At 62.4% G+C, this 19,807-nt stretch carries 20 protein-coding genes; 13 read left to right on the forward strand and 7 right to left on the reverse strand.

From position 1 onward, the window contains the following. Window positions 1–18: 18 nt before the first annotated feature. The 10 genes from ACZZZU_RS18220 to ACZZZU_RS18265 all read left to right on the forward strand — a co-directional run bounded on the left by ACZZZU_RS18220 (window position 19) and on the right by ACZZZU_RS18265 (window position 9,186). Window positions 19–1,098, forward strand: a complete 1,080-nt coding sequence (locus ACZZZU_RS18220; RefSeq protein WP_463551396.1) for a hemin-degrading factor — start codon at window positions 19–21, stop codon at window positions 1,096–1,098. Between the two features lie 106 nt (window positions 1,099–1,204). Then, complete coding sequence (locus ACZZZU_RS18225) at window positions 1,205–2,104, forward strand: heme/hemin ABC transporter substrate-binding protein (RefSeq protein ID WP_463551397.1); 900 nt, start codon at window positions 1,205–1,207, stop codon at window positions 2,102–2,104. Next, on the forward strand, window positions 2,101–3,138 hold the full coding sequence (locus ACZZZU_RS18230; RefSeq protein ID WP_122493034.1) for a FecCD family ABC transporter permease: 1,038 nt from the start codon (window positions 2,101–2,103) through the stop codon (window positions 3,136–3,138). Before ACZZZU_RS18225 ends, ACZZZU_RS18230 begins: the two co-directional genes overlap by 4 nt. After that, window positions 3,138–3,905: a heme ABC transporter ATP-binding protein gene (locus ACZZZU_RS18235; protein ID WP_463551398.1), complete on the forward strand. Its 768-nt coding sequence runs from the start codon at window positions 3,138–3,140 to the stop codon at window positions 3,903–3,905. Before ACZZZU_RS18230 ends, ACZZZU_RS18235 begins: the two co-directional genes overlap by 1 nt. 22 nt (window positions 3,906–3,927) lie before the next feature. Continuing rightward, window positions 3,928–4,800: a ChaN family lipoprotein gene (locus ACZZZU_RS18240; RefSeq protein WP_463551399.1), complete on the forward strand. Its 873-nt coding sequence runs from the start codon at window positions 3,928–3,930 to the stop codon at window positions 4,798–4,800. A 120-nt stretch (window positions 4,801–4,920) separates the two neighbouring features. Further along, entirely contained in the window at window positions 4,921–5,736 is an 816-nt protein-coding gene (locus ACZZZU_RS18245; protein ID WP_463551400.1) for an energy transducer TonB, read from the forward strand. After that, a complete protein-coding gene (gene rimI / locus ACZZZU_RS18250) occupies window positions 5,729–6,181 on the forward strand; it encodes a ribosomal protein S18-alanine N-acetyltransferase (RefSeq protein ID WP_463551401.1) in 453 nt (150 codons plus the stop codon). Before ACZZZU_RS18245 ends, rimI begins: the two co-directional genes overlap by 8 nt. Before the next feature lie 129 nt (window positions 6,182–6,310). Further along, on the forward strand, window positions 6,311–8,251 hold the full coding sequence (locus ACZZZU_RS18255) for a bifunctional metallophosphatase/5'-nucleotidase (RefSeq protein ID WP_463551402.1): 1,941 nt from the start codon (window positions 6,311–6,313) through the stop codon (window positions 8,249–8,251). Between the two features lie 83 nt (window positions 8,252–8,334). After that, window positions 8,335–8,979 carry a carbonate dehydratase gene (can, locus tag ACZZZU_RS18260; protein ID WP_122493028.1) on the forward strand — a complete coding sequence of 215 codons (645 nt, stop codon included), beginning with the start codon at window positions 8,335–8,337 and terminating at the stop codon, window positions 8,977–8,979. 39 nt (window positions 8,980–9,018) lie between these two features. Continuing rightward, window positions 9,019–9,186, forward strand: coding sequence for a hypothetical protein (locus ACZZZU_RS18265; RefSeq protein ID WP_463551403.1), 168 nt, complete (start codon window positions 9,019–9,021; stop codon window positions 9,184–9,186). Window positions 9,187–9,589: 403 nt separating this feature from the next. Here ACZZZU_RS18265 and osmE read toward each other — a convergent pair whose 3' ends face one another. Further along, window positions 9,590–9,928, reverse strand: a complete 339-nt coding sequence (gene osmE, locus ACZZZU_RS18270; RefSeq protein WP_122454090.1) for an osmotically-inducible lipoprotein OsmE — start codon at window positions 9,926–9,928, stop codon at window positions 9,590–9,592. A 117-nt stretch (window positions 9,929–10,045) separates the two neighbouring features. On the opposite strand from osmE, the gene ACZZZU_RS18275 reads away from it, so the two are divergent. Together ACZZZU_RS18275 and ACZZZU_RS18280 are read left to right on the forward strand one after the other, a co-directional pair. Beyond that, on the forward strand, window positions 10,046–10,402 hold the full coding sequence (locus ACZZZU_RS18275) for a hypothetical protein (protein ID WP_463551404.1): 357 nt from the start codon (window positions 10,046–10,048) through the stop codon (window positions 10,400–10,402). A 58-nt stretch (window positions 10,403–10,460) separates the two neighbouring features. Next, window positions 10,461–10,742, forward strand: coding sequence for a PsiF family protein (locus ACZZZU_RS18280; protein ID WP_122493026.1), 282 nt, complete (start codon window positions 10,461–10,463; stop codon window positions 10,740–10,742). Window positions 10,743–10,749: 7 nt separating this feature from the next. Here the strand turns inward: ACZZZU_RS18280 and ACZZZU_RS18285 are convergent, their stop codons facing one another. Beyond that, entirely contained in the window at window positions 10,750–10,950 is a 201-nt protein-coding gene (locus ACZZZU_RS18285; RefSeq protein ID WP_463551405.1) for a hypothetical protein, read from the reverse strand. Between the two features lie 118 nt (window positions 10,951–11,068). On the opposite strand from ACZZZU_RS18285, the gene ACZZZU_RS18290 reads away from it, so the two are divergent. Next, window positions 11,069–11,539: a GreA/GreB family elongation factor gene (locus ACZZZU_RS18290; RefSeq protein ID WP_463551406.1), complete on the forward strand. Its 471-nt coding sequence runs from the start codon at window positions 11,069–11,071 to the stop codon at window positions 11,537–11,539. Between the two features lie 101 nt (window positions 11,540–11,640). Here ACZZZU_RS18290 and ACZZZU_RS18295 read toward each other — a convergent pair whose 3' ends face one another. From ACZZZU_RS18295 to purH, 5 genes are all read right to left on the reverse strand, one after another. Next, a complete protein-coding gene (locus ACZZZU_RS18295) occupies window positions 11,641–12,906 on the reverse strand; it encodes an Hsp70 family protein (protein ID WP_463551407.1) in 1,266 nt (421 codons plus the stop codon). A gap of 251 nt (window positions 12,907–13,157) precedes the next feature. Further along, the gene (locus ACZZZU_RS18300) at window positions 13,158–13,757 is read right to left on the reverse strand and encodes a MarC family protein (protein WP_463551408.1); all 600 of its coding nucleotides are present in this window, start codon (window positions 13,755–13,757) and stop codon (window positions 13,158–13,160) included. 33 nt (window positions 13,758–13,790) lie between these two features. Continuing rightward, on the reverse strand, window positions 13,791–16,577 hold the full coding sequence (locus ACZZZU_RS18305; protein WP_122493022.1) for a hybrid sensor histidine kinase/response regulator: 2,787 nt from the start codon (window positions 16,575–16,577) through the stop codon (window positions 13,791–13,793). Between the two features lie 125 nt (window positions 16,578–16,702). Further along, window positions 16,703–17,992, reverse strand: coding sequence for a phosphoribosylamine--glycine ligase (purD, locus tag ACZZZU_RS18310; RefSeq protein ID WP_463551409.1), 1,290 nt, complete (start codon window positions 17,990–17,992; stop codon window positions 16,703–16,705). 183 nt (window positions 17,993–18,175) lie between these two features. Further along, window positions 18,176–19,783, reverse strand: coding sequence for a bifunctional phosphoribosylaminoimidazolecarboxamide formyltransferase/IMP cyclohydrolase (gene purH / locus ACZZZU_RS18315; RefSeq protein WP_122493020.1), 1,608 nt, complete (start codon window positions 19,781–19,783; stop codon window positions 18,176–18,178). Between the last annotated feature and the right edge of the window lie 24 nt (window positions 19,784–19,807).

Raw genomic sequence — 19,807 nt, forward strand, 5'->3', positions numbered from 1 at the left:
TTGATCGAGGAGTTGTCCATGACGAGCGCCATTCAGGCTGCACACCCAACCGCCGCTGCCAACGCGCTGTATCTGGCCTGGCAAACCCTGCGCGGCGAACAGCCGAAACTGCGCGCCCGCGATGCCGCCGCACACTTGGCTGTGAGCGAAGGCGAGCTGGTCGCCAGCCGCTTGGGTGTTGATACCGTGCGCCTGAACCCGGCGTGGGCCACGTTGTTACCGGCGCTCGGCGAGTTGGGTTACGTGATGGCGCTGACCCGCAATGAACACTGCGTGCACGAGCGCAAAGGTTATTACCGCGACGTCACCGTCATGGCGAACGGGCAGATGGGCCTGGTGGTTTCCCCCGACATCGACCTGCGCCTGTTCCTCGGCGGCTGGGCCAGTGTGTTCGCGGTCGCCGAAGAAACCGGCAAAGGCACGCAACGCAGCATCCAGGTGTTCGACCATCAAGGCATGGCCGTGCATAAAGTCTTCCTCACCGAAGACAGTGACGAAGCCGCCTGGGCACCGCTGATCGAGCGTTTCCGCGCCGAGGAGCAAAGCGCCACGCTGGAACTGCAGCCGATGCCGGAACCGGTGGTGGCCAAGCCAGACGCCGAGATCGACGTCGACTCCCTGCGCGCCGGCTGGTCCACCCTGAAAGACACCCACCACTTTTTCGCGCTGCTGAAAAAGCATGAAACCACGCGCACCCAAGCGCTACGTCTGGCCGGGCATCAGTGGGCCGAGCCGTTGGCTCCGTCCGAATTGCCGACACTGATGGAAGCAGCGGGCGCCACCGACGTGCCATTGATGGTGTTTGTCGGCAACCGCCACTGCATTCAGATTCACAGCGGCCCGGTGAAAAACCTGCGCTGGATGGACACCTGGTTCAACGTGCTCGACCCGGCCTTCAACCTGCACCTGAAAACCCCCGCCGTGGCCGAGCTGTGGCGTGTGCGCAAACCCAGCAGCGATGGCGTGATCACCAGCTGGGAAGCCTTCGACGCGGACGGCGAGCTGATCGTGCAACTGTTCGGCGCGCGCAAACCCGGCGTGCCGGAACTCAGCGAATGGCGCGCGCTGGCCGAAGCGCCGCCGGTGCTCGCGGTTTAAACCCGGCGCCGCAGCGCTACACAACCAGCCTGTACCTTCTATATAGGTACAGGCTGGTTTTTTATGCGGTTCGTGGAACCCGTGCCCCGACCTCCTGGAGTTTTTTATGCGTGTGTCTGTTCGTCTCGCCAGCCTGTGCTGCGCCATTGTTCTGAGCCAAACGGTGCTCGCCGCCGACACCCTGCCGCAGCGCTGGGTCAGTGCCGGTGGCTCAATCACCGAGTGGGTGGTCACGCTCGGTGGGCAAAGCAAGCTGGTGGGCGTCGACACCACCAGCCTTAACCCGCCTGAACTGAAGCAGCTGCCGAGTATTGGCTACCAACGTCAGCTGGCCGCCGAAGGTATTTTGAGCCTTAAGCCGGACCTGCTCGTGGGCAGCGAAGAAATGGGCCCGCCGCCCGTATTGGCACAGGTTAAAAGTGCCGGCGTAACGGTGGAGTCGCTGTCGACCAAAGCCGATCTGCCGACCCTGGAACACAGCCTCCAGCGCATCGGCACGCTGCTGGGCGATCAACCGCGCGCCGCCACCGCGTTCGCTGCCTACCAACAGCGTTTGAAAAGCCAGGCCGACTGGGTGAGCGCCGCGCAAGCCAGCACGGCCGCCCCGAGTGTGCTGCTGTTGTTATCCCACGCCGGCAGCAGCCCCATGGCCGCTGGGCAAGACACCCTCGGCGCCTGGTTGATCGAGCGGGCCGGCGGACACAGCGTCACCACCCATTCCAGCTACAAAGCGCTGTCGACCGAAGCGTTGCTGGCGCTGGACCCGGAGGTGATTATTTTCGCCGACCGCAGCATTGCCGGCGCCGAAGCGAAAGCGGCGCTGCTCAAACAGAACCCGGCACTTGCCGCCACCCGCGCCGCGAAAAACGACCGCCTGCTGGCAATCGATCCGACCCTGCTGGTGGGCGGTTTGGGGCCGCGTGTTCCGGCCGCGCTGGCAACCCTGGGCGCAGGCTTCTATCCTGCCGCGCAACCCCTGACTGCCGACGCTAAGCCGCAACCATGAACCCAGTTGTACTGCCGCGCTCACTGTTTATTGCACTGGGCTTTCTGCTCTCGCTCGCCTTGCTGCTGTCGCTGGCGCTCGGGCCGGTGAGCTTGCCACTGCTGGACACGCTCAAAGGCGCGCTGCGCGTATTCGGCGCGCCGGTGGGCGGGGCCGAGCTGGACCAGGCCGAGTTGATCATCGGCCAAATCCGGATGCCGCGAACCTTGCTCGGCCTGGCGGTGGGCGCCGTGCTGGCGCTGGCCGGCGTGGCGATGCAGGGGCTGTTTCGCAACCCGCTGGCCGACCCCGGCCTGGTCGGCGTGTCCAGCGGCGCGGCGCTTGGCGCGGCCATTGCGATTGTCGGCGGCGCCTCGTTGGGCGGTGTGCCGGAAGCGTTCGCGCCGTATGTGTTGTCGGTCAGCGCCTTTGCCGGCGGGCTGGTAGTGACAGCGCTGGTGTATCGCCTCGGCAGCCGCAACGGCCAGACCAGCGTGTCGACCATGCTGCTCGCCGGCATCGCGCTCACCGCCCTGGCCGGCGCGGTTATCGGCCTGTTCACTTACCTGGCGGACGACGCCACGCTGCGCACCCTCACATTCTGGAACCTGGGCAGCCTCAACGGCGCCAGCTATTCGCGGCTCTGGCCGTTGCTGGTGGTTACGCTGGCGGTCGGCCTGTGGCTGCCCAAACGCGCGAAGGCGTTGAATGCGTTGCTGCTCGGTGAATCGGAAGCGCGGCACCTGGGTTTTGATATCGAGCGGGTCAAACGCGAACTGGTGTTTTGCACCGCGCTCGGTGTCGGCGCTGCGGTGGCGGCGGCCGGCATGATCGGCTTTATCGGTTTGGTGGTTCCGCACCTGGTGCGCCTGCTGGTCGGTCCGGACCACCGCGTATTGCTGCCGGCTTCGGCGTTGGCGGGTGCTGCGTTGCTGCTGTTCGCCGACGTGGTCGCGCGGCTGGCGCTGGCGCCGGCTGAATTGCCGATCGGCATCGTCACCGCCCTGATCGGTGCACCGTTCTTTCTTTATTTGCTGCTGCGAGGACGCGCCTGATGTTGTGCGCCGAAAACCTGACCATCCAACGCGGCAGCAAACGCGTGCTGACCGGCATTAATCTGGCCCTGCAGCCCGGCGAAATGCTCGGCGTGCTCGGCCCCAACGGCGCCGGCAAAAGCACGTTGCTCGACGCCCTGAGCGGCGAATTGAAACCCAGCGAAGGGCGCATCACCCTGGATGGCCGCCCGCTCAGCGAGTGGACCGGCCCGGAGCGCGCGCAGCGTCTGGCGATTCTGCCGCAGACCTCGACCCTCAACTTTGCCTTCCGCGTCGAAGACGTCGTCGGCATGGGCCGCTTGCCCCACGCCACCGGGCGCCTGCGTGATGAGCAAATCATTGCCGAGGCGCTGGGCGCCGCCGATGCCGCGCATTTGGCCGGCCGTAATTACCTGGAATTGTCCGGCGGCGAGCGCCAGCGTGTGCACTTGGCGCGGGTGCTGGCGCAGCTCTGGCCCGGCGCCAGCGGGCAAACCCTGCTGCTGGACGAGCCGACCTCCATGCTCGACCCGCTGCACCAACACATCACCCTGCAAGCCGCGCGCAACATCGCCGCCAACGGCGTGGCGGTGCTGGTGATTCTCCACGACCTGAACCTGGCCGCCCGTTATTGCGACCGTCTGCTGCTGTTGCACAACGGCGGCGCCCACGCCCTCGGTACGCCGGACGATGTGCTGCAAGCCGAACCGCTGCGCGCCGTGTTTGATTTGGAAGTGCTGGTGCAGCGTCACCCCGAGCGCGGCCATCCGCTGATCATTGCCCGTTAAGCCCCGCTATCAAGGAGCGACCATGCGTTTCGTTTTACTGCTGTGTGTGTTTCTGACGGGCTGCCAGGCCCTGCCGCCGCTGCCGGACTGGCAAGCGCCAAAAGACCGTGACCACGCCGACGTCGGCGTTATTCGCGATCTGCGTACCGGCGAGCAACTGAGCCCCGAGCAACTGGTGGAGCGCCTGGCACCGGCGCCGCGCGTGCTGGTTGGCGAGCAACACGACAATCCCGATCACCACGCCCTGGAACTCTGGCTGCTGCAAGCGCTGGAGCACAAACGCCCGCAAGGCAGTGTGCTGATGGAAATGCTCAACCCGGACCAACAAGCCAAGGTCGATGCGGCGCATGGCCAGGCGCCGACCGATTTACCCACCGCGCTGGCCTGGCAGAAAAATTGGGAATGGTCGATGTACGGCCCCATCGTCCGGCACGCGCTGGCCCAGCCCTATCCCTTGCTGGCGGCCAACCTGGACCGCAGCGAAATCATGGGCATCTACAAAACCAAGCCGGTATTAAGCGGCACGGCATCCACAGCGCCAGGCGTACAAGGGCCGCTGTCGGAACAGATTCGCGAGTCCCATTGCGGCTTGCTGCCGGAATCGCAATTGCCCGCCATGTTGGCGGTGCAGCAACAACGCGACCGGCGCATGGCACAGCAACTATCAGCCGCCGCGCAACCGGCGCTGTTGTTTGCCGGCGCGTTTCATGTGCGCCGAGACGTCGGCGTGCCGCTGCACCTGACAGACCTGGGCGCCGGGCAGGGCGACGTTACGCTGATACTGGCGGAAGTCGGCAAGACCGTGCCGGCCAGCTCAGCCGATTACGTCTGGTACACCCCGGCAGTTGCCGACATCGACCACTGCGCCGAGCTGCGCAAGTCCATGGGTCAGTAACGTCGCGCCTTCCCGCCACCGGCAATTCCGGCGACAATCGCGTTCCCTCGCGACAGTCACACCGGCCCTTGCGCAGGTGTGTGGAGTTGACATGAATGCTTGCTTGCCCGAGGCGCTGCTGTGATCACTGAGCTGCGCCGCCGCGCCTATTTAAATGCCATGCAGGTCGCCAACTGGCTGCCGCGCGTGGCCCTGCCGTTCGCCGCGCCTTCGCGCCCGGAACTGCTCGAACCGCTGGCTGACGAGCCTGCGGTTGCCGTTGCCGAAGTACCGGTTGAGCGCGCGCCTGAACCGGTCGCCGCGCCCGCTGCGCCGGTGGTCAATGAACGCCCGAAAATTGAAGTGCCACGCCCCAGCGCCCGCGTCGAAGCCAAACCCGCGGCGGTCGCCGCCGAGGACGATGCAGCCCCTGCGCCAGCCAAAGTCGCCCCTGTCGCGCCGCCGCGTTTCAGCCTGCAACTGCTGCGTGCCGGCTCGTGCGTGATTCTTGCCGAGCTGTCGACCGGCGAACCGTTCGCCGCCCGCGACCCTGCTTATCTACTGCTCAAAGACCTGCTGCGCGCCGCCGGCTTGCCCGACAGCCCACAAATTATCGGCGAACCCGTGCGCTGGCCCTTGTTGGCGCGCGGCAACCTCGATCAAGGCCCGCAAGCCGCGCTGGAATATGTGCAAGGTTTCCTGATGGCACGCCTGGAAGAAGAGCCCGACTGCAAATGCCTGTGGCTGGTCGGCTTGCCCGCCATCCGCTTTGCCGGCGAAGCAGACGAGCAGCTGTACAACCGCGAATTGCAGGTTGAAGGCCTTGGCGCGGCCTGGGCGCTGCCGAGCCTGGAACTGCTGATGGACGAGCCGGCGCGCAAGGCGCCGCTGTGGCAAGCCATGCAGCGCGTGATGCGGCGTTGGCACACGCAAGAGGCCGGGTCGCTGCATGAATGACACCGTACTCATCCGCCCCATGACCGAGGCGGATCTCGACGAAGTGGTGCAAATCGAATGCGCCGCCTTCAGCCATCCGTGGTCACGCAAGCTGTTCAGCGACGGTCTGAGCAGCTACGACTGCTGGGTGATGTTCGAAGGCGAGCGCCAGGTCGGCCACGCTGTATTGAGCGTGATCATCGACGAAGCCCATCTGCTCAATATCACCGTGGCTCCGCACTGCCAGGGCCGGGGTTTGGGGTTGCTGCTGCTGGAGCGCCTGATGCAGCGGGCCATCGAATTGAAAGCGGGCGAATGCTTCCTGGAAGTGCGTGCCAGCAACCTGGCGGCGTATCGGCTTTACGAGCGTTATGGCTTCAACGAAATTGGCCGGCGTCGCGACTACTACCCGGCGCCGGGTGGCCGCGAAGATGCGCTGGTGATGGCCTGCACGTTATTCGATTGAGCGCCACGGTCCTGACTTGATCGGCTACAGCGCCCGGCGCGTTCGGTCGCTGTGACGGGCCGCAGGCTCGCCCATACTGCCGGCCACGTTTTCGGGCCGACGGTTGGGCCCATGAATAAGGACTCGTTCATGCTCGTTCGCCTGCTATCACTGGCCTCGCTTCTGGGGCTTCTGCTCACCGCCAGCGGCGCCCACGCTGCGCCGCGCGATTTCACCATTCTGCACACCAACGACTGGCAGTCGCGCCTGCTCGGGTTTGGGCCAAACAACGAATACACCCCGGCCACCGTCAACGACGACGGCACCGTGGGCGGCGTGGCGCGGCTGGCCACGCTGGTAAAGGCCCGTCGCGCGGCGGCCGGCATCGAGCAGCCGTTGCTGCTGCTCGATGCCGGCGACTTCACCATGGGCACGCTGTTCCACACCATCACCCGTGAAGCCGGCAGCGAGCTGCGTTTGATGAGCCAGATTGGCTACGACGCCACCACCCTCGGCAACCACGAATTCGACTTCCGCCCCATTGGCCTGGCCGCCATGCTCAATGCGGCCGCCAAGGCCGAAGGCGATGCGCTGGTGCCGGTGATTGCCAGCAACATTCAGTTCGACGCCAACAACCCCGCCGACGACAGCCTCAAAGCCCAGCAAGACGCCGGCCGCATCGTGCCGTACAAAATCGTTGAGAAAGGCGGCATTCGCTTTGGTCTGTTCGGCTTGCTCGGTTACAACGCCATTGCCGTGTCGCCGATGACCAAACCGGTGACCTTCGCCGACCCCATCGAAACCGCAAAAACCATGGTCAAGAAACTGCGCGAAGACGACAAGGTCGACGTGGTCATCCTGCTTTCACACATGGGCGTGGCCCAGCAAGACGACGGCAGCTGGCGCGGTGAAGAAGTGGAAATGGTCGAGCAGGTGCCGGGCATCGACATCGTGGTGGGCGGCCATTCCCACGTCGCCTTGCCGCAGCCGGTGCTGGTCAACGGCCACACGCCGGTGGTGCAAGCCGGTTCGGAAATCCAGTACCTGGGCGAGCTGCACATGAGCCTTGGCGACGACGGCAAAACCCGTGTGCGCGACTACAGCCTGCACCCGATTAACGACCAGACCGCAGGCGACGGCGTCATCACCACCCTGGTCGACGACTTCAAACAGCACGTCAGCCAGCAGATGCTCGAACCCAAGGGCTACCGCTTCGACCAGCCGCTGGCGAACGTGGATAAAACCCTGACCCGCGAGCACGACGACCCGATTCTCGCCAACCTGGTGACCGACGCCCTGCGCGACGCCACGGGCAGCGACATTGCTTTTACCGGCAACGGCACCATCCGCGACGACATGATCAAAGGCCGCACCGGCATTCAGGCGGTGTCCGACCTGTTCCGTATCGCGCCGCTGGGCATCGGCCAACTGGACGACGCGCCGGGCTATCCGCTGGTCAAGGTGTACGTCACCGGCAAAGAACTGAAAGACATTCTTGAAGTGCTGCTGCTGGCTTACCAGATGCGCGATAGCGACAGCTACTTCCCCCGCGTGGCCGGCCTGCGCTTCAGCTACAACCCCTACCGCGTGCCGTTCGACCGGGTGAGCAAAATTGAGCTGGGCGACGCCGTGCGCGGTTACCGCGACCTCGATCTCGACGACCCGCGGCTCTACAGCATTGGCGCCAGCAGCTACGTCGGCGGCTTTACCTGGCTGATTTCCGACCTCAGCAAAGGCCTGATGACCGTCGTGCCCAAAGACGCCAACGGCCAGCCGCTGGCCGCGCTCAACGACGCCATCATCGACGCCGACCCCAACACCCCCGGCGTGCAGGAATACAAAGAATGGCAAGGCTTGCTCGACCATATCCGCCGCTTGCCCGACCTGAACGGCGACGGCCTGGCCGACATTCCCACCAGCGGCCCGGCGGCCGAGTCGCGCATGGTGCGCGCGCCGAGCTTTGCCCCGGCCGCGATGTTTCGCTATGCCGGCACGCTGCAATGGGGCGTGAGCGTGGTGGTGCTGCTGGGCGTGCTGCTGATTCTGTGGCTGCTGCGCCAGGCCTTTCGCCGCAGGCCGCGTCGCGCTTAACGCTGTGACCCGGCTCACCGCGCGCTTGTCAAAGGCACCAGGCACCCCGTAGGGTGCCCATCGGACTTTCTGGGAGAACTGACATGAGCGATCTGCAGCAGCTGTTTGACAACAACGAGCGGTGGGCCGAATCCATCAAGCAGGAAGACCCTGAGTTCTTCGAAAAGCTGGCCCGCCAGCAAGTGCCGGAATACCTCTGGATCGGCTGCTCCGACGCCCGCGTGCCCGCCAACGAAATCGTCGGCATGTTGCCTGGCGATCTGTTCGTGCACCGCAACGTCGCCAACGTGGTGCTGCACACCGACCTCAACTGCATGTCGGTCATCCAGTACGCCGTCGACGTACTCAAGGTCAAACACATCCTCGTCACCGGCCACTACGGCTGCGGCGGCGTTCGCGCCTCGATGAACGACGCCCAACTGGGCTTGATCGACGGCTGGATCCGCACCATCCGCGACCTCTACTACGAGCAGCGCGATCACCTGGCGCAGCTGCCCACCGAAGAAGAGCGCGTCGACCGCTTGTGTGAACTGAACGTGATCCAGCAAGTGGCCAACGTCAGCCACACCACCATCGTCCAGAACGCCTGGCACCGCGGTCAAAGCCTTTCCGTACACGGCTGCATCTACGGCATCAAGGACGGCCGCTGGAAAAACCTCAACGTCACCGTCAGCGGCATGGAACAACTTCCGCCCCAATACCGCCTGCGGCCGCTGGGCGAGAGCTGAGCCAAAAAGCATCGCGGCTGAAGCCCACAGGAATGGAGTGTGGCCTGCCGCGACGCGCTGGATTGGCGATTCTGGATTCCCGCCTTCGCGGGAATGACGAGTGATTTCCAGACCACACCCGTCATCCTCGCGCACGCGGGGATCCAGAATCGTGAAGCCGCGACGCGCTGGATTGGCGATTCTGGATTTTCGCCTGCGCGGGAATGACGAGTGTTTTCCAGACCACACCCGTCATCCTCGCGCATGCGGGGATCCAGAATCGTGAAAGGGAATGCCGATTGCGGGAAGGTCGAGATCAAAAGCATCGTTCCTACAAACCGCACCCCTGTAGGAGCGGCTTCAGCCGCGAGCTTTTGATCTCAAAATTCCAGCCAAACAAAAAAGCTTCGCGAGCAAGCTCGCTCCTACAAAAAGCCGAAGCATCCGTAGGAGCGAGCTTGCTCGCGAAGCACTTGATCCAAAAAAAATATCAGCCGCGCCGCCAATCCAGATCGAGCGAGCTAGAGCAGTGCAAGGCGGAATGTGTTTTTGAAGCGCAGTTGGCTGTAGCCAATGAGCATTCAAAAACACATTTCAACGCAGCAATGCCGACGCGCAGCCGATCGAAGTCCTACTGAACCCGCTCGTTGTGCTCCATTTGCTCGCAGGTCATAAAGCCCTTGCCGTCCACGCGATCATTGGCATCAAAACTCACGTAATAAACCTGCTTGGCGCCGTCTTTTTCCATCACGTAGTTATTGCAGGTACCCGGACGCACGGTGCGGTTCAGTTCGGTGGAGGGTGGGCCGCCAACGGTGAGCACTTCTGACTTGGTCATGCCTACATCTACCTGCTTGGCCAGGGGCTCGTTGCGGTAGGTAACGTAGTCGACCGGGTTTTCCACTTTGCTGGCGCAACCTGTAACCGCTGCCAGTGCACAGGCAGCCGCGAGGAGTTTGGTCTTGGACATGGTGTCTTTCCTTGTGAGGAGCCGTTGTCGGCTTGCAACTTTTTGAGCCGCCTCGCTGGAACTAAGTTCGAGTTTTTTGCCCCTTAGCTATTCCATAACAAGAACCAAGGACTTCCCATGCGCGCCAACCGCTTACGTTTTCTGTTGCCCCTGCTGGGCGCCCTGTTGCTCAACGCCTGCTCCGAAACGCCGGAGCCTGCCAGCTTCGTCAACCGGGTGTGGAGCGTCAGCGAATCGACCACCGTGAGCAAAGGCATGCTTTACGTGTTCCTGTCCGACGGCACGCTGGTGCTGGCTTCTGCTGGAAACAAGCCAGCGTTCGGCCAGTGGCAGCAAGACAGCACGGATCTGGTGATGATCGAAGAAGGGCAGCGCTACAAAACCGAAGTGCTGATGGCCACCAAAGACATCCTGCAATTGCGCCAATTCAACCCCGGCGAACCGGTGGAAATGACCCTGGTGCCGGCCAACTGAGCAAAGTGCCCGGCAGTGGCTACGCTCAAGCGCAGCGCTTTAACCCAGGAGAACTGCCATGCACCGTCTCGCCACTGCCTTGTTGCTGTTGTCTGCCCTGAATGCGTCGGCCTTCGCCACCACCCCGCAAGAACGGATGAAAAGTTGCAATGCCGACGCCACCACCAAAGCGCTTAAAGGTGATGAACGCAAAGCGTTTATGAGCACCTGCCTCAAAGCCGAGACCAAGCCCACCACGCCACAGGAACGGATGAAAACCTGCAACGCCGACGCCACCAGCAAAACGCTGAAAGGCGACGAGCGCAAAGCCTTTATGAGCGAATGCCTGAAGAAAAAATAAGCGGTAATTACTGCTCGGTCGCCTGCTTCAAACGCTCGTTGTTTACGGCATTAGCGGCGTCGATCTGCTTTTGCATGTCTTGCATCTGCTGCTGAGCCTGCTGCGCTTGTTTGGCCTGCAGTTCGGCCGTGGCGGCGGTTTCGCCGAGGCCGCAGGCGCTGAGCAGGGTGGCGCAAACGACGATGGCCAATGCTTTGAAAAGGGACATGCTGCACTCCAGTGAGGTAGGCCGAGGCCGGTGGGAGGACTCTAGCAAAAGGCGTTTATAAACACTGCGTGGGGCGACACAATGGCGGCCGGCTGATCCCACACAAGTTGTTTTTCCCATGACCAAAACCGACCTGCACCGCCTATTCATCGAGCGGCTTTTGGCCGATCTGCATAACGCGCAACTGGCGTTGCAAACCGCCCACGAAGCGGCCACGCATGAAGAGAACGTCGCCGAAAACAAATACGACACCCTGGGGTTGGAAGCGGGCTACCTGGCGCACGGTCAGGCGCGGCGGGTGGCGGAAATCGAACAGGCGCTGATCGCTTTCCGCGCGCTGAAATTGCGTGAATTCGATGCCGAAACTGGCATTCAACTGAGCGCGCTGGTGCGGCTCGAAAACGACGCTGGCCAGCAGCGCCGCCTGTACCTCGTGCCCGACGGCGCCGGGTTGAAAGTGCAGACGGATGAAGGCGAAGTGATGAGCATCACCCCCCAGTCACCCATGGGCAAAAGCCTGATCGGCAAGCTGGCGGGGGAGGTGGTTGTGGTGAATGGGCAGGAGTCGGAGATTGTGGACGTCAGCTGAATCGCGATTTTGTAGGAGCGGCTTTAGCCGCGATTCTTGGAGACCTCGTTTGCAGCCAGGACAATCGAGGCTGAAGCCTCTCCTACAGAGATCAAAAGCGCTTAGCCGTACCTTTTCTTTGCCTCAATCGCCAGGCCACTGCCGATGCTTCCGAACGTATCCCCTTCGGCATGCCGAGCATTCGGCAACAGCCGCTGAATATTCCCCCGCAGCGCCGGAATGCCACTCGAACCGCCGGTGAAAAACACCGTGTCGATGTCTTCAGTGCTCACGCCCGCATCAGCGAGCAGCTGCAACACGCTGCCATTCACCTTGCCCAGCAGCACGTCGATGGACTCGTCGAACAGCTCGCGATTCAGCTCTGCCACCAGCCCAGGCTCGATGCGTTCCAGGGAAATATTGCGGCTGTCCATTTCGGTCAGTTCGATTTTGCTTTGCTCAACTTGCATCGCCAGCCAGTGCCCGGCGCGCTGTTCGATGAGTTTGAAGAAACGGTCCAGACCATCGGTGTCCAGTGCGTCGTAGCGCATGTTCTTCAGGGCGTTTTGCGCTTGCTGGGAATACACGGCGTTGATGGTGTGCCAGGTCACCATATTCAGGTGGTGACTGGTGGGCATGTAGGCCTGGTTTTTCATGCGGCTGCCGTAGCCGAACAGCGGCATCACGCCGGCCAGGCTCAGCTGTTTGTCGAAGTCGGTACCGCCAATGTGCACGCCGCCGGTGGCGAGGATGTCGCTTTGCCGTTCGGCCACCATGTGCCGTTCCGGCGCCAGACGAATGAGGGAGAAGTCCGACGTACCGCCGCCGATGTCGACGATCAGCACCAGCTCTTCGCGGCTCAGCGTGCTTTCGTAATCGAAGGCAGCGGCAATGGGTTCGAACTGGAACGACACGTCGCTGAAGCCGAGCTTTTTCGCCACGGCGACCAAGGTGTCTTCGGCTTCTTTGTCGGCTTTTTCGTCGTCGTCAACGAAGAACACCGGACGGCCCAGAACTACCTGCTCGAACGGCCGACCCGCGACCGCTTCGGCGCGGGTTTTCAGCTCGCCGATGAAATAGCCGAGGATGTCTTTGAACGGCAGGCTGCTGCCCAGCACAGCCGTTTCGCTTTTCAGCAACTTGGAGCCCAGCAGGCTTTTCAGCGAGCGCATCAGGCGGCCTTCGTAGCCTTCCAGATACTCCTGCAGCGCCTGGCGGCCATACACAGGGCGACGTTCCTCGAAGTTGAAAAACACCACCGACGGCAGGGTGATTTTTCCGTCTTCCAGCACAATCAACGATTCCTCGCCGGGGCGCAGCCAGCCGACGGTGGAATTGGACGTGCCGAAATCGATGCCACAGGCACGAGCAGGTTGCGTGTTGGTCATGGTCGGTTCCGGGTGCAAAAACGGCCGCGCAGTTTACGCGAGAGAGTGAGGAGATGCGCGGTGAGGTTGGCGAAAACGATGAAGGGTTTTTGCTCGTAACCTTCAACTTTCACTCCGTCATCCCCGCGTAAGCGGCGGTCCGGCGATCCGGGATCCAGAATATCCAGCCGAACGGCGTTCTCCTGCAACACTCTGGATTCCCGCCTGCGCGGGAATGACGGGCGTTTTCGAGAAGTTACGGAGGGCGAGATTTACGGAGCGATCAGGTAACCCTTGATCCCCGTAAAAATAATCTGCGCCGCCAGCGCACACACGAACAGGCCCATGAGCCGGCCAATAATCTCCAGCCCCTGATCGCCCAGAATCCGTTCGAATTTGTCGCTGAGGTACAGCACCAACCCTACGGTCACGCTGGCAAGAAAGATGGCCACCAGCGCCACAAGTTTGCTGTCCCAGTGCGGCTGACCGGCGCCCATCACCAGCATGGCGCCGATGGTGCCGGGGCCGACGGTGAGGGGGATGGTCAGCGGCACGATGGTCACGTCTTGCTGCTGGTTGTCGCTCTGCACCACCGGCCGACCTTGTGCCATGCCCAACGCGGAGATAAACAGCACGCTGCCGGCGCCGATGCGGAAGGCGTCGATGGTGATGCCAAACACGGTAAAAATGCTCTGCCCAAACAGGTACAACACGCTACTGGCCACCACCACGCCGGTGGCGACCTTCCAAGCCAGGCGTTTGCGTTCTTTCACCGTGTAACCACGGGTCATGCCGATAAAAACCGACAGCACGAAGAACGGGCTGTAGAGCACTAGCATCTTCAGATACAGGCTGAACAAGGTGGACAACATCGGCAGGCTCGCAGGCGAAAAGGCGGAGAAACGTTAGTGGGGTAGCGCCGGGTCGGATTCATTCTGACGGCGGGCGTCGCGCTCGGCTACCCAGTGCTCCACCAGCTCACGCAGGTTCGACAGCTCCACCGGTTTGGCCATGTGACCATCCATGCCGACTTGCCGCGCGCGTTCTTTGTGTTCGGACAAAATGTGCGCAGTCAATGCCACCACCGGGGTGCGCTGGCGTTGCTCCCGGGCTTCCCAGGCGCGCAGTTGTTCGGTGGCGGAGAAACCATCCATTACCGGCATCTCGCAGTCCATTAGCACCAGGTCGTATTGCTGCGCTTTCATGGCGCTGAGGGCTTCTTCGCCGTTGCTGGCGGTGTCCGGTTGCAGGTTAAGTTTGCCCAGCATGCCGCGGATCACTTTGGTGGAAATGGTGTTGTCTTCGGCCACCAGAATGCGGAAGTCTTCTGGGAACTCCTGCGGCGCCGGCATCGGCGCATAGTGGCGCGGTTCCAGGCCCGGCTTGCGCTGCGCTAGCTCGTCGGCAAGGGTGGTTTTCAGTGTGTAGCCGGCCACCGGTTTGGCCAGAATGCGTTTGATACCAGCGTTGCGGGCGATGATTTTGCTCGGCGCGTTGCTGATACCGGTGAGCATGATCAGCAGCACGTCGTGGTTCAGGCTTGGGTCTTCTTTGATCTTGGCCGCCAGCTGCATGCCGGTCATGCCGGGCATTTCCTGGTCCAGAAGCACCACGTCGAAGTATTCGCGGATGTTGGCTTTGGTACGCAGCAACGCCAGCGCTTCCTTGCCGGACGGCACGGCGCTGACGGTCAGGCCCCAGGCGCTGCACTGTTGCAGCAGTACTTTGCGGCAGGTTTCGTTGTCGTCCACCACCAACAGCCGCGCGCCTTGCAGCGGGCCGTCGAGGTCGGCGGTGGGGTTTTCCAGGCGCTCGGCGTCCAGCGGCAGGGTCAGCCACAAGGTATTACCCTGGTTGCCGCCGCTTTGAATGCCAAAGGTGCCGTTCATCAACCGCACCAATTGGCGGGCGATGATCAGGCCCAGGCGGGCGCCAACGCCGGTGGCGGCGAGGAAGTCTTTGCTGTGCAGCTCGGCGTTGAGCAGGGCGTCGCGCTCGTTGCTGTCCAGCGAGCGGCCGCTGTCTTGCACGGCAATGCGCAGGCGCGGTTCGTCGCCGCTGGTGTCTACGGCCACAACCAACAGAATTTCGCCTTCGTCGGTCTGTTTAAAGGCGTTATCGAGCAGGCTCAGCAGCGTTTGGCGCAGGCGCGTTGGATCGCCGCTGACTACACGCGGCACTTGCGGCTGCATAAAGCTGATGAGTTCGACCTTTTGCTGCTCGGCTTTGGCGCGGAAGATGTCGAGGCAGTCGTCGATCAGTGCGTTGAGGTCGAACTGCACGTCGTCCAGCTCGATCTGCCCGGACTCCAGCTTGGAGATGTCGAGAATCTCGTTGATCAGCGTGAGCAGCTCGTTGCCCGAGCTGTGGATGGTTTGCACGTAGTCGCGCTGTTTTGTCGACAGCTGAGTGCCGAGCAGCAGTTCGGTCATGCCCAGCACGCCATTCATAGGCGTGCGAATTTCGTGGCTGATCTTGGCCAGAAACTCGGCCTTGGCGCGCAACTCGGCCGAACTCGCCGCTTGTTCGCGGCTGTAGTTGAAGTGTTCGTGCTGCAAACGCAACTGCCGTTCGGCCAGCGCCTGGCTTTGCAGAAAGCCGCTGACGGCGGCGAAGCACAGCAGGTTGAAAGCCAGCCAGTCGGAATCGTAAGACCAATAGCCGAACAGCGAGGGCAGGGCGCCGACAAACGCCAGATTGAAGATCAACTGCGCCAGGGTGAACAGGCGCGCCGGTTTGTAGCCGTGCATCCAGTGATAAGCCGCTACGGCCATCACGCTCAGGCTGCTGATGGCGGCGAATAGATACACCACGCGGTTGAACTGTACGTGGCTGGCGGCCAGCAACAGCAGAATGAGCAGACCGATGGCCGCGCACTCGGCCAGCAGCAAGCGTCGCCAAACCGCAACGGGCTGCACGCGCTGGAAGAAGTTGAGGGTGAACGCCAGGCTGCAAAGAATCGCCAGCAGAATCGAGATATTCCCCGCTTGCACCTGCAAGCCTGGCCAGCCCACCAGCCACGAGGCGTTGATGCCGAGCAGCGTACTGGTGGTGCCCAGCAGGCTCAGTTGCGCCAGCGCCAGCCACAAACTGCTGCGAATGCGCGTGTAGGCAAAGCGCACCAGGTTGTAAAGCAGCAGCAAGCCAAACGCGGCGAGCAACATGCCGTAAAACAGCGCGCGGCTGTCATCGGCGGCGAAGGCGCTGGTGTCGTCAATGGTGATGGCCGGCCGCAGCGCGTGGCTGCTGGATAGGCGCAGGTAAATATCGAGGGTGTCGTTGCTCACTGGCAGGGGAAGCAGAAAGTCGCGGCTTGGCAGGGGGCGTTCGGCGAGCGGCGTCTGGCTGCCGGTGCGCGTGCTGGCCAGCAGTTCGTCGCCGCGCAGCACGTAGAGATCAAGGTGGCCGAGGTAAGGAGCAAATACCCGCAGCAGGCGTTCGCGGTCTTTGCCTGGCAAGCGCGTGTGCAGCCATTGCGCTACGTTGCCGCCCGGGGTGACCAGTTGTTGGATGTCGACAGGAGAAAAACGGCTGACGCTGTTATTGGCGCGGATGTCGTTGAGTTGCAGGCTGGCGTCGCTGTCCAGCAGCGCAGACCATTGGCCTTGCTCCGCTGCCAGCGCGGGCAGTGGTGAGAGCGCAGCCAGTAGCAGGCTGGCAACAAGTCCTATGGCAATCCTGAGCCCACGCACAATGAAATCCCTTCAACTTTAAGTGCTCGGATTATAGCCAACCTGGCTTGGCCGGTAATACGCAAAAGGCAGCTCAATGAGCTGCCTTTTGTGTGTAATTGCCTACTAATTGGGTAAATAATTCGTCAATCTTCGCCGCGTTCCCGCGCAATGGCGCGATAACCGATGTCGGTGCGGTAGAAACAGCCGTCCCAGTCGATTTTTTTCGCCAACTCGTAGGCATGTGCCTGCGCGGCGCCAACCGTTTCGCCCAGCGCGGTTGCGCACAGCACGCGACCCCCTGCGGTCACGACCTTGCCATCTTCCAGCGCAGTGCCGGCGTGGAACACTTTGCCCTGCTCGGACACCGCGTCGGCCAAGCCATTGATGGCCACGCCTTTGGCGTAGTCGCCAGGATAACCGCCAGCGGCCAGCACCACGCCCAGGCTCGGACGCGGGTCCCACTGCGCTTCGATTTTATCCAGCGCTTCGGCCAGCGCGCCTTCAATCAGCAGCACCAGGCTCGACTGCAACCGCAGCATGATCGGCTGGGTTTCCGGGTCGCCGAAGCGGCAGTTGAATTCGATGACTTTCGGCTTGCCGGCCTTGTCGATCATCAAACCGGCGTACAGGAAGCCGGTGTACACGTTGCCTTCAGCGGCCATGCCGCGAACGGTCGGCCAGATCACTTCGTCCATGGCGCGCTGGTGCACCTCGGCGGTGACCACCGGCGCCGGCGAATACGCGCCCATGCCGCCCGTGTTCGGGCCGGTATCGGCATCGCCCACACGTTTGTGGTCCTGGCTGGTGGCCATTGGCAGTACGTTCTTGCCGTCGACCATGACGATAAAGCTGGCTTCTTCGCCTTCCAGGAACTCTTCGATTACCACGCGCGAACCGGCGTCGCCAAAGGCGTTGCCGGCGAGCATGTCGCGCACGGCGTCTGCGGCTTCTTCCAGCGTCATGGCCACGATCACGCCTTTGCCAGCGGCCAGGCCGTCGGCCTTGATCACGATCGGTGCGCCTTTTTCACGCAGGTAAGCCAGGGCTGGCTCCACTTCGGTGAAGTTCTGGTACTCGGCGGTCGGAATGTTGTGGCGGGCGAGGAAGTCTTTGGTGAACGCTTTCGAACCTTCCAGCTGCGCCGCGCCTGCGGTTGGGCCGAAGCAGCGCAGGTTACGGCTGCGGAACAGATCGACCACGCCCTTCACCAGCGGTGCTTCCGGGCCAACGATGGTCAGGCTGACATTCCTCTCAGCGAAGTCCGCCAATTGCTCCAGCGCCAATACGTCGATGGCCACGTTTTCGCACTTGGCTTCGGTGGCGGTGCCGGCGTTGCCGGGGGCAACGAATACTTTTTCCACACGCGGATCTTGTGCGACTTTCCACGCCAGGGCGTGTTCACGACCGCCACTGCCAATGATCAATACATTCATGCTGTAAGCCTCTATGGGGCGCCGAAGCGCGGGGGGCTAAAAATCAGGCGACGCCTATCGAGGGTGCGATGACGTAGGTAGATGCAAGGCGGATTGGGCTTTTGCGAGCGGAGTTGCCGCCTGGCAATGAGCATCGCAAAAGTCCAATCCAACGCAGCAGATGCCTGCGTCAGCGCAGCCGTCTTAATGTCTAAAGTGGCGCATACCGGTGAAGACCATGGCGATGCCGGCTTCATCGGCCGCTGCAATCACTTCGTTATCGCGCATCGAACCGCCTGGCTGGATAACGGCGGTGATACCGTTTTTCGCCGCGTTATCAATGCCATCCCGGAACGGGAAAAACGCGTCGGAGGCCATCACCGCACCCTGCACTTGCAGGCCAGCGTGTTCGGCTTTGATGGCAGCAATACGGGCGGAGTTAACGCGGCTCATCTGGCCGGCCCCGACACCGATGGTCTGGCGATTCTTGGCGTAGATGATGGCGTTGGATTTCACGTACTTGGCCACTTTCCAGGCGAAGATCAGGTCGTGAATTTCCTGCTCGGTCGGGGCGCGCTGGGTGACCACTTTCAGGTCGTCGGCGGTGATCATGCCGATGTCGCGGCTCTGTACCAGCAGGCCACCGTTAACGCGTTTGTAGTCCCAGGCAGCGGCGCGCTCGGCGTTCCACTGGCCGCACGCCAGCAGGCGCACGTTGGCTTTGGCGGCGACCACTTCACGGGCCTCGGCGCTGACGCTCGGGGCGATGATAACTTCCACGAACTGACGGTCGACGATGGCTTTGGCGGTCGCTGCGTCCAGCTCACGGTTGAAGGCGATGATGCCGCCGAAGGCCGATTCGGTGTCGGTGGCGTAGGCCAGCTCATAGGCCTGACGGATGCCGCCTTCGCTGTCCAGCGCCACGGCCACGCCGCATGGGTTGGCGTGTTTGACGATTACGCAGGCCGGTTTCACGAAGCTCTTCACGCATTCCAGCGCGGCGTCGGTATCGGCCACGTTGTTGAACGACAGCTCTTTGCCTTGCAGCTGGGTGGCGGTGGCCACGCTGACTTCGGCTGGCTTGGCTTCCACGTAGAACGCCGCGCTTTGGTGCGGGTTCTCGCCGTAGCGCATTTCCTGAGCCTTGATGAACTGGCTGTTGAAAGTGCGCGGGAATTCGCTGCGGTCGGAGGTCGACAGGGTTTCAGCGGCCTGGTTAACAGTGCCCATGTAGTTGGCGATCATGCCGTCGTAGGCGGCGGTGTGCTCGAAGGCTTTGAGCATCAGGTCGAAGCGCTGCGCGTAGGTCAGGCCGCCGGCTTTGAGGTTCTCCAGCACGTCGGCGTAGTCGCTGGCGTTTACCACGATGGCCACGTCTTTATGGTTTTTCGCCGCCGAGCGGACCATGGTCGGGCCGCCAATGTCGATGTTCTCGATGGCGGTCGGCAGGTCGCAGCCGGGTTTGGAAATGGTCGCTTCGAAGGGGTAGAGATTGACCGCCACCAGGTCGATCGGCTTGATGCCGTGCTCGGCCATGATGGCATCGTCGGTGCCGCGACGGCCCAGGATGCCGCCGTGGATTTTCGGGTGCAGGGTCTTGACCCGGCCATCCATCATTTCCGCGAAGCCGGTGTAGTCGGCGACTTCGACAGCAGCTACGCCGTTGTCCTTGAGCAGTTTGAAGGTACCGCCGGTGGACAGAATTTCCACGCCAAGGGCGGACAGCTCACGGGCGAACTCGAGAATGCCGGTCTTGTCGGAAACGCTGATCAAGGCACGGCGAACGGGTAGGCGGGTGGTTTGGTCGGTCATCTCGGTTTCCATCTAAAGCGAAGA

The sequence above is a fragment of the Pseudomonas sp. AC136 genome, assembly GCF_979258585.1.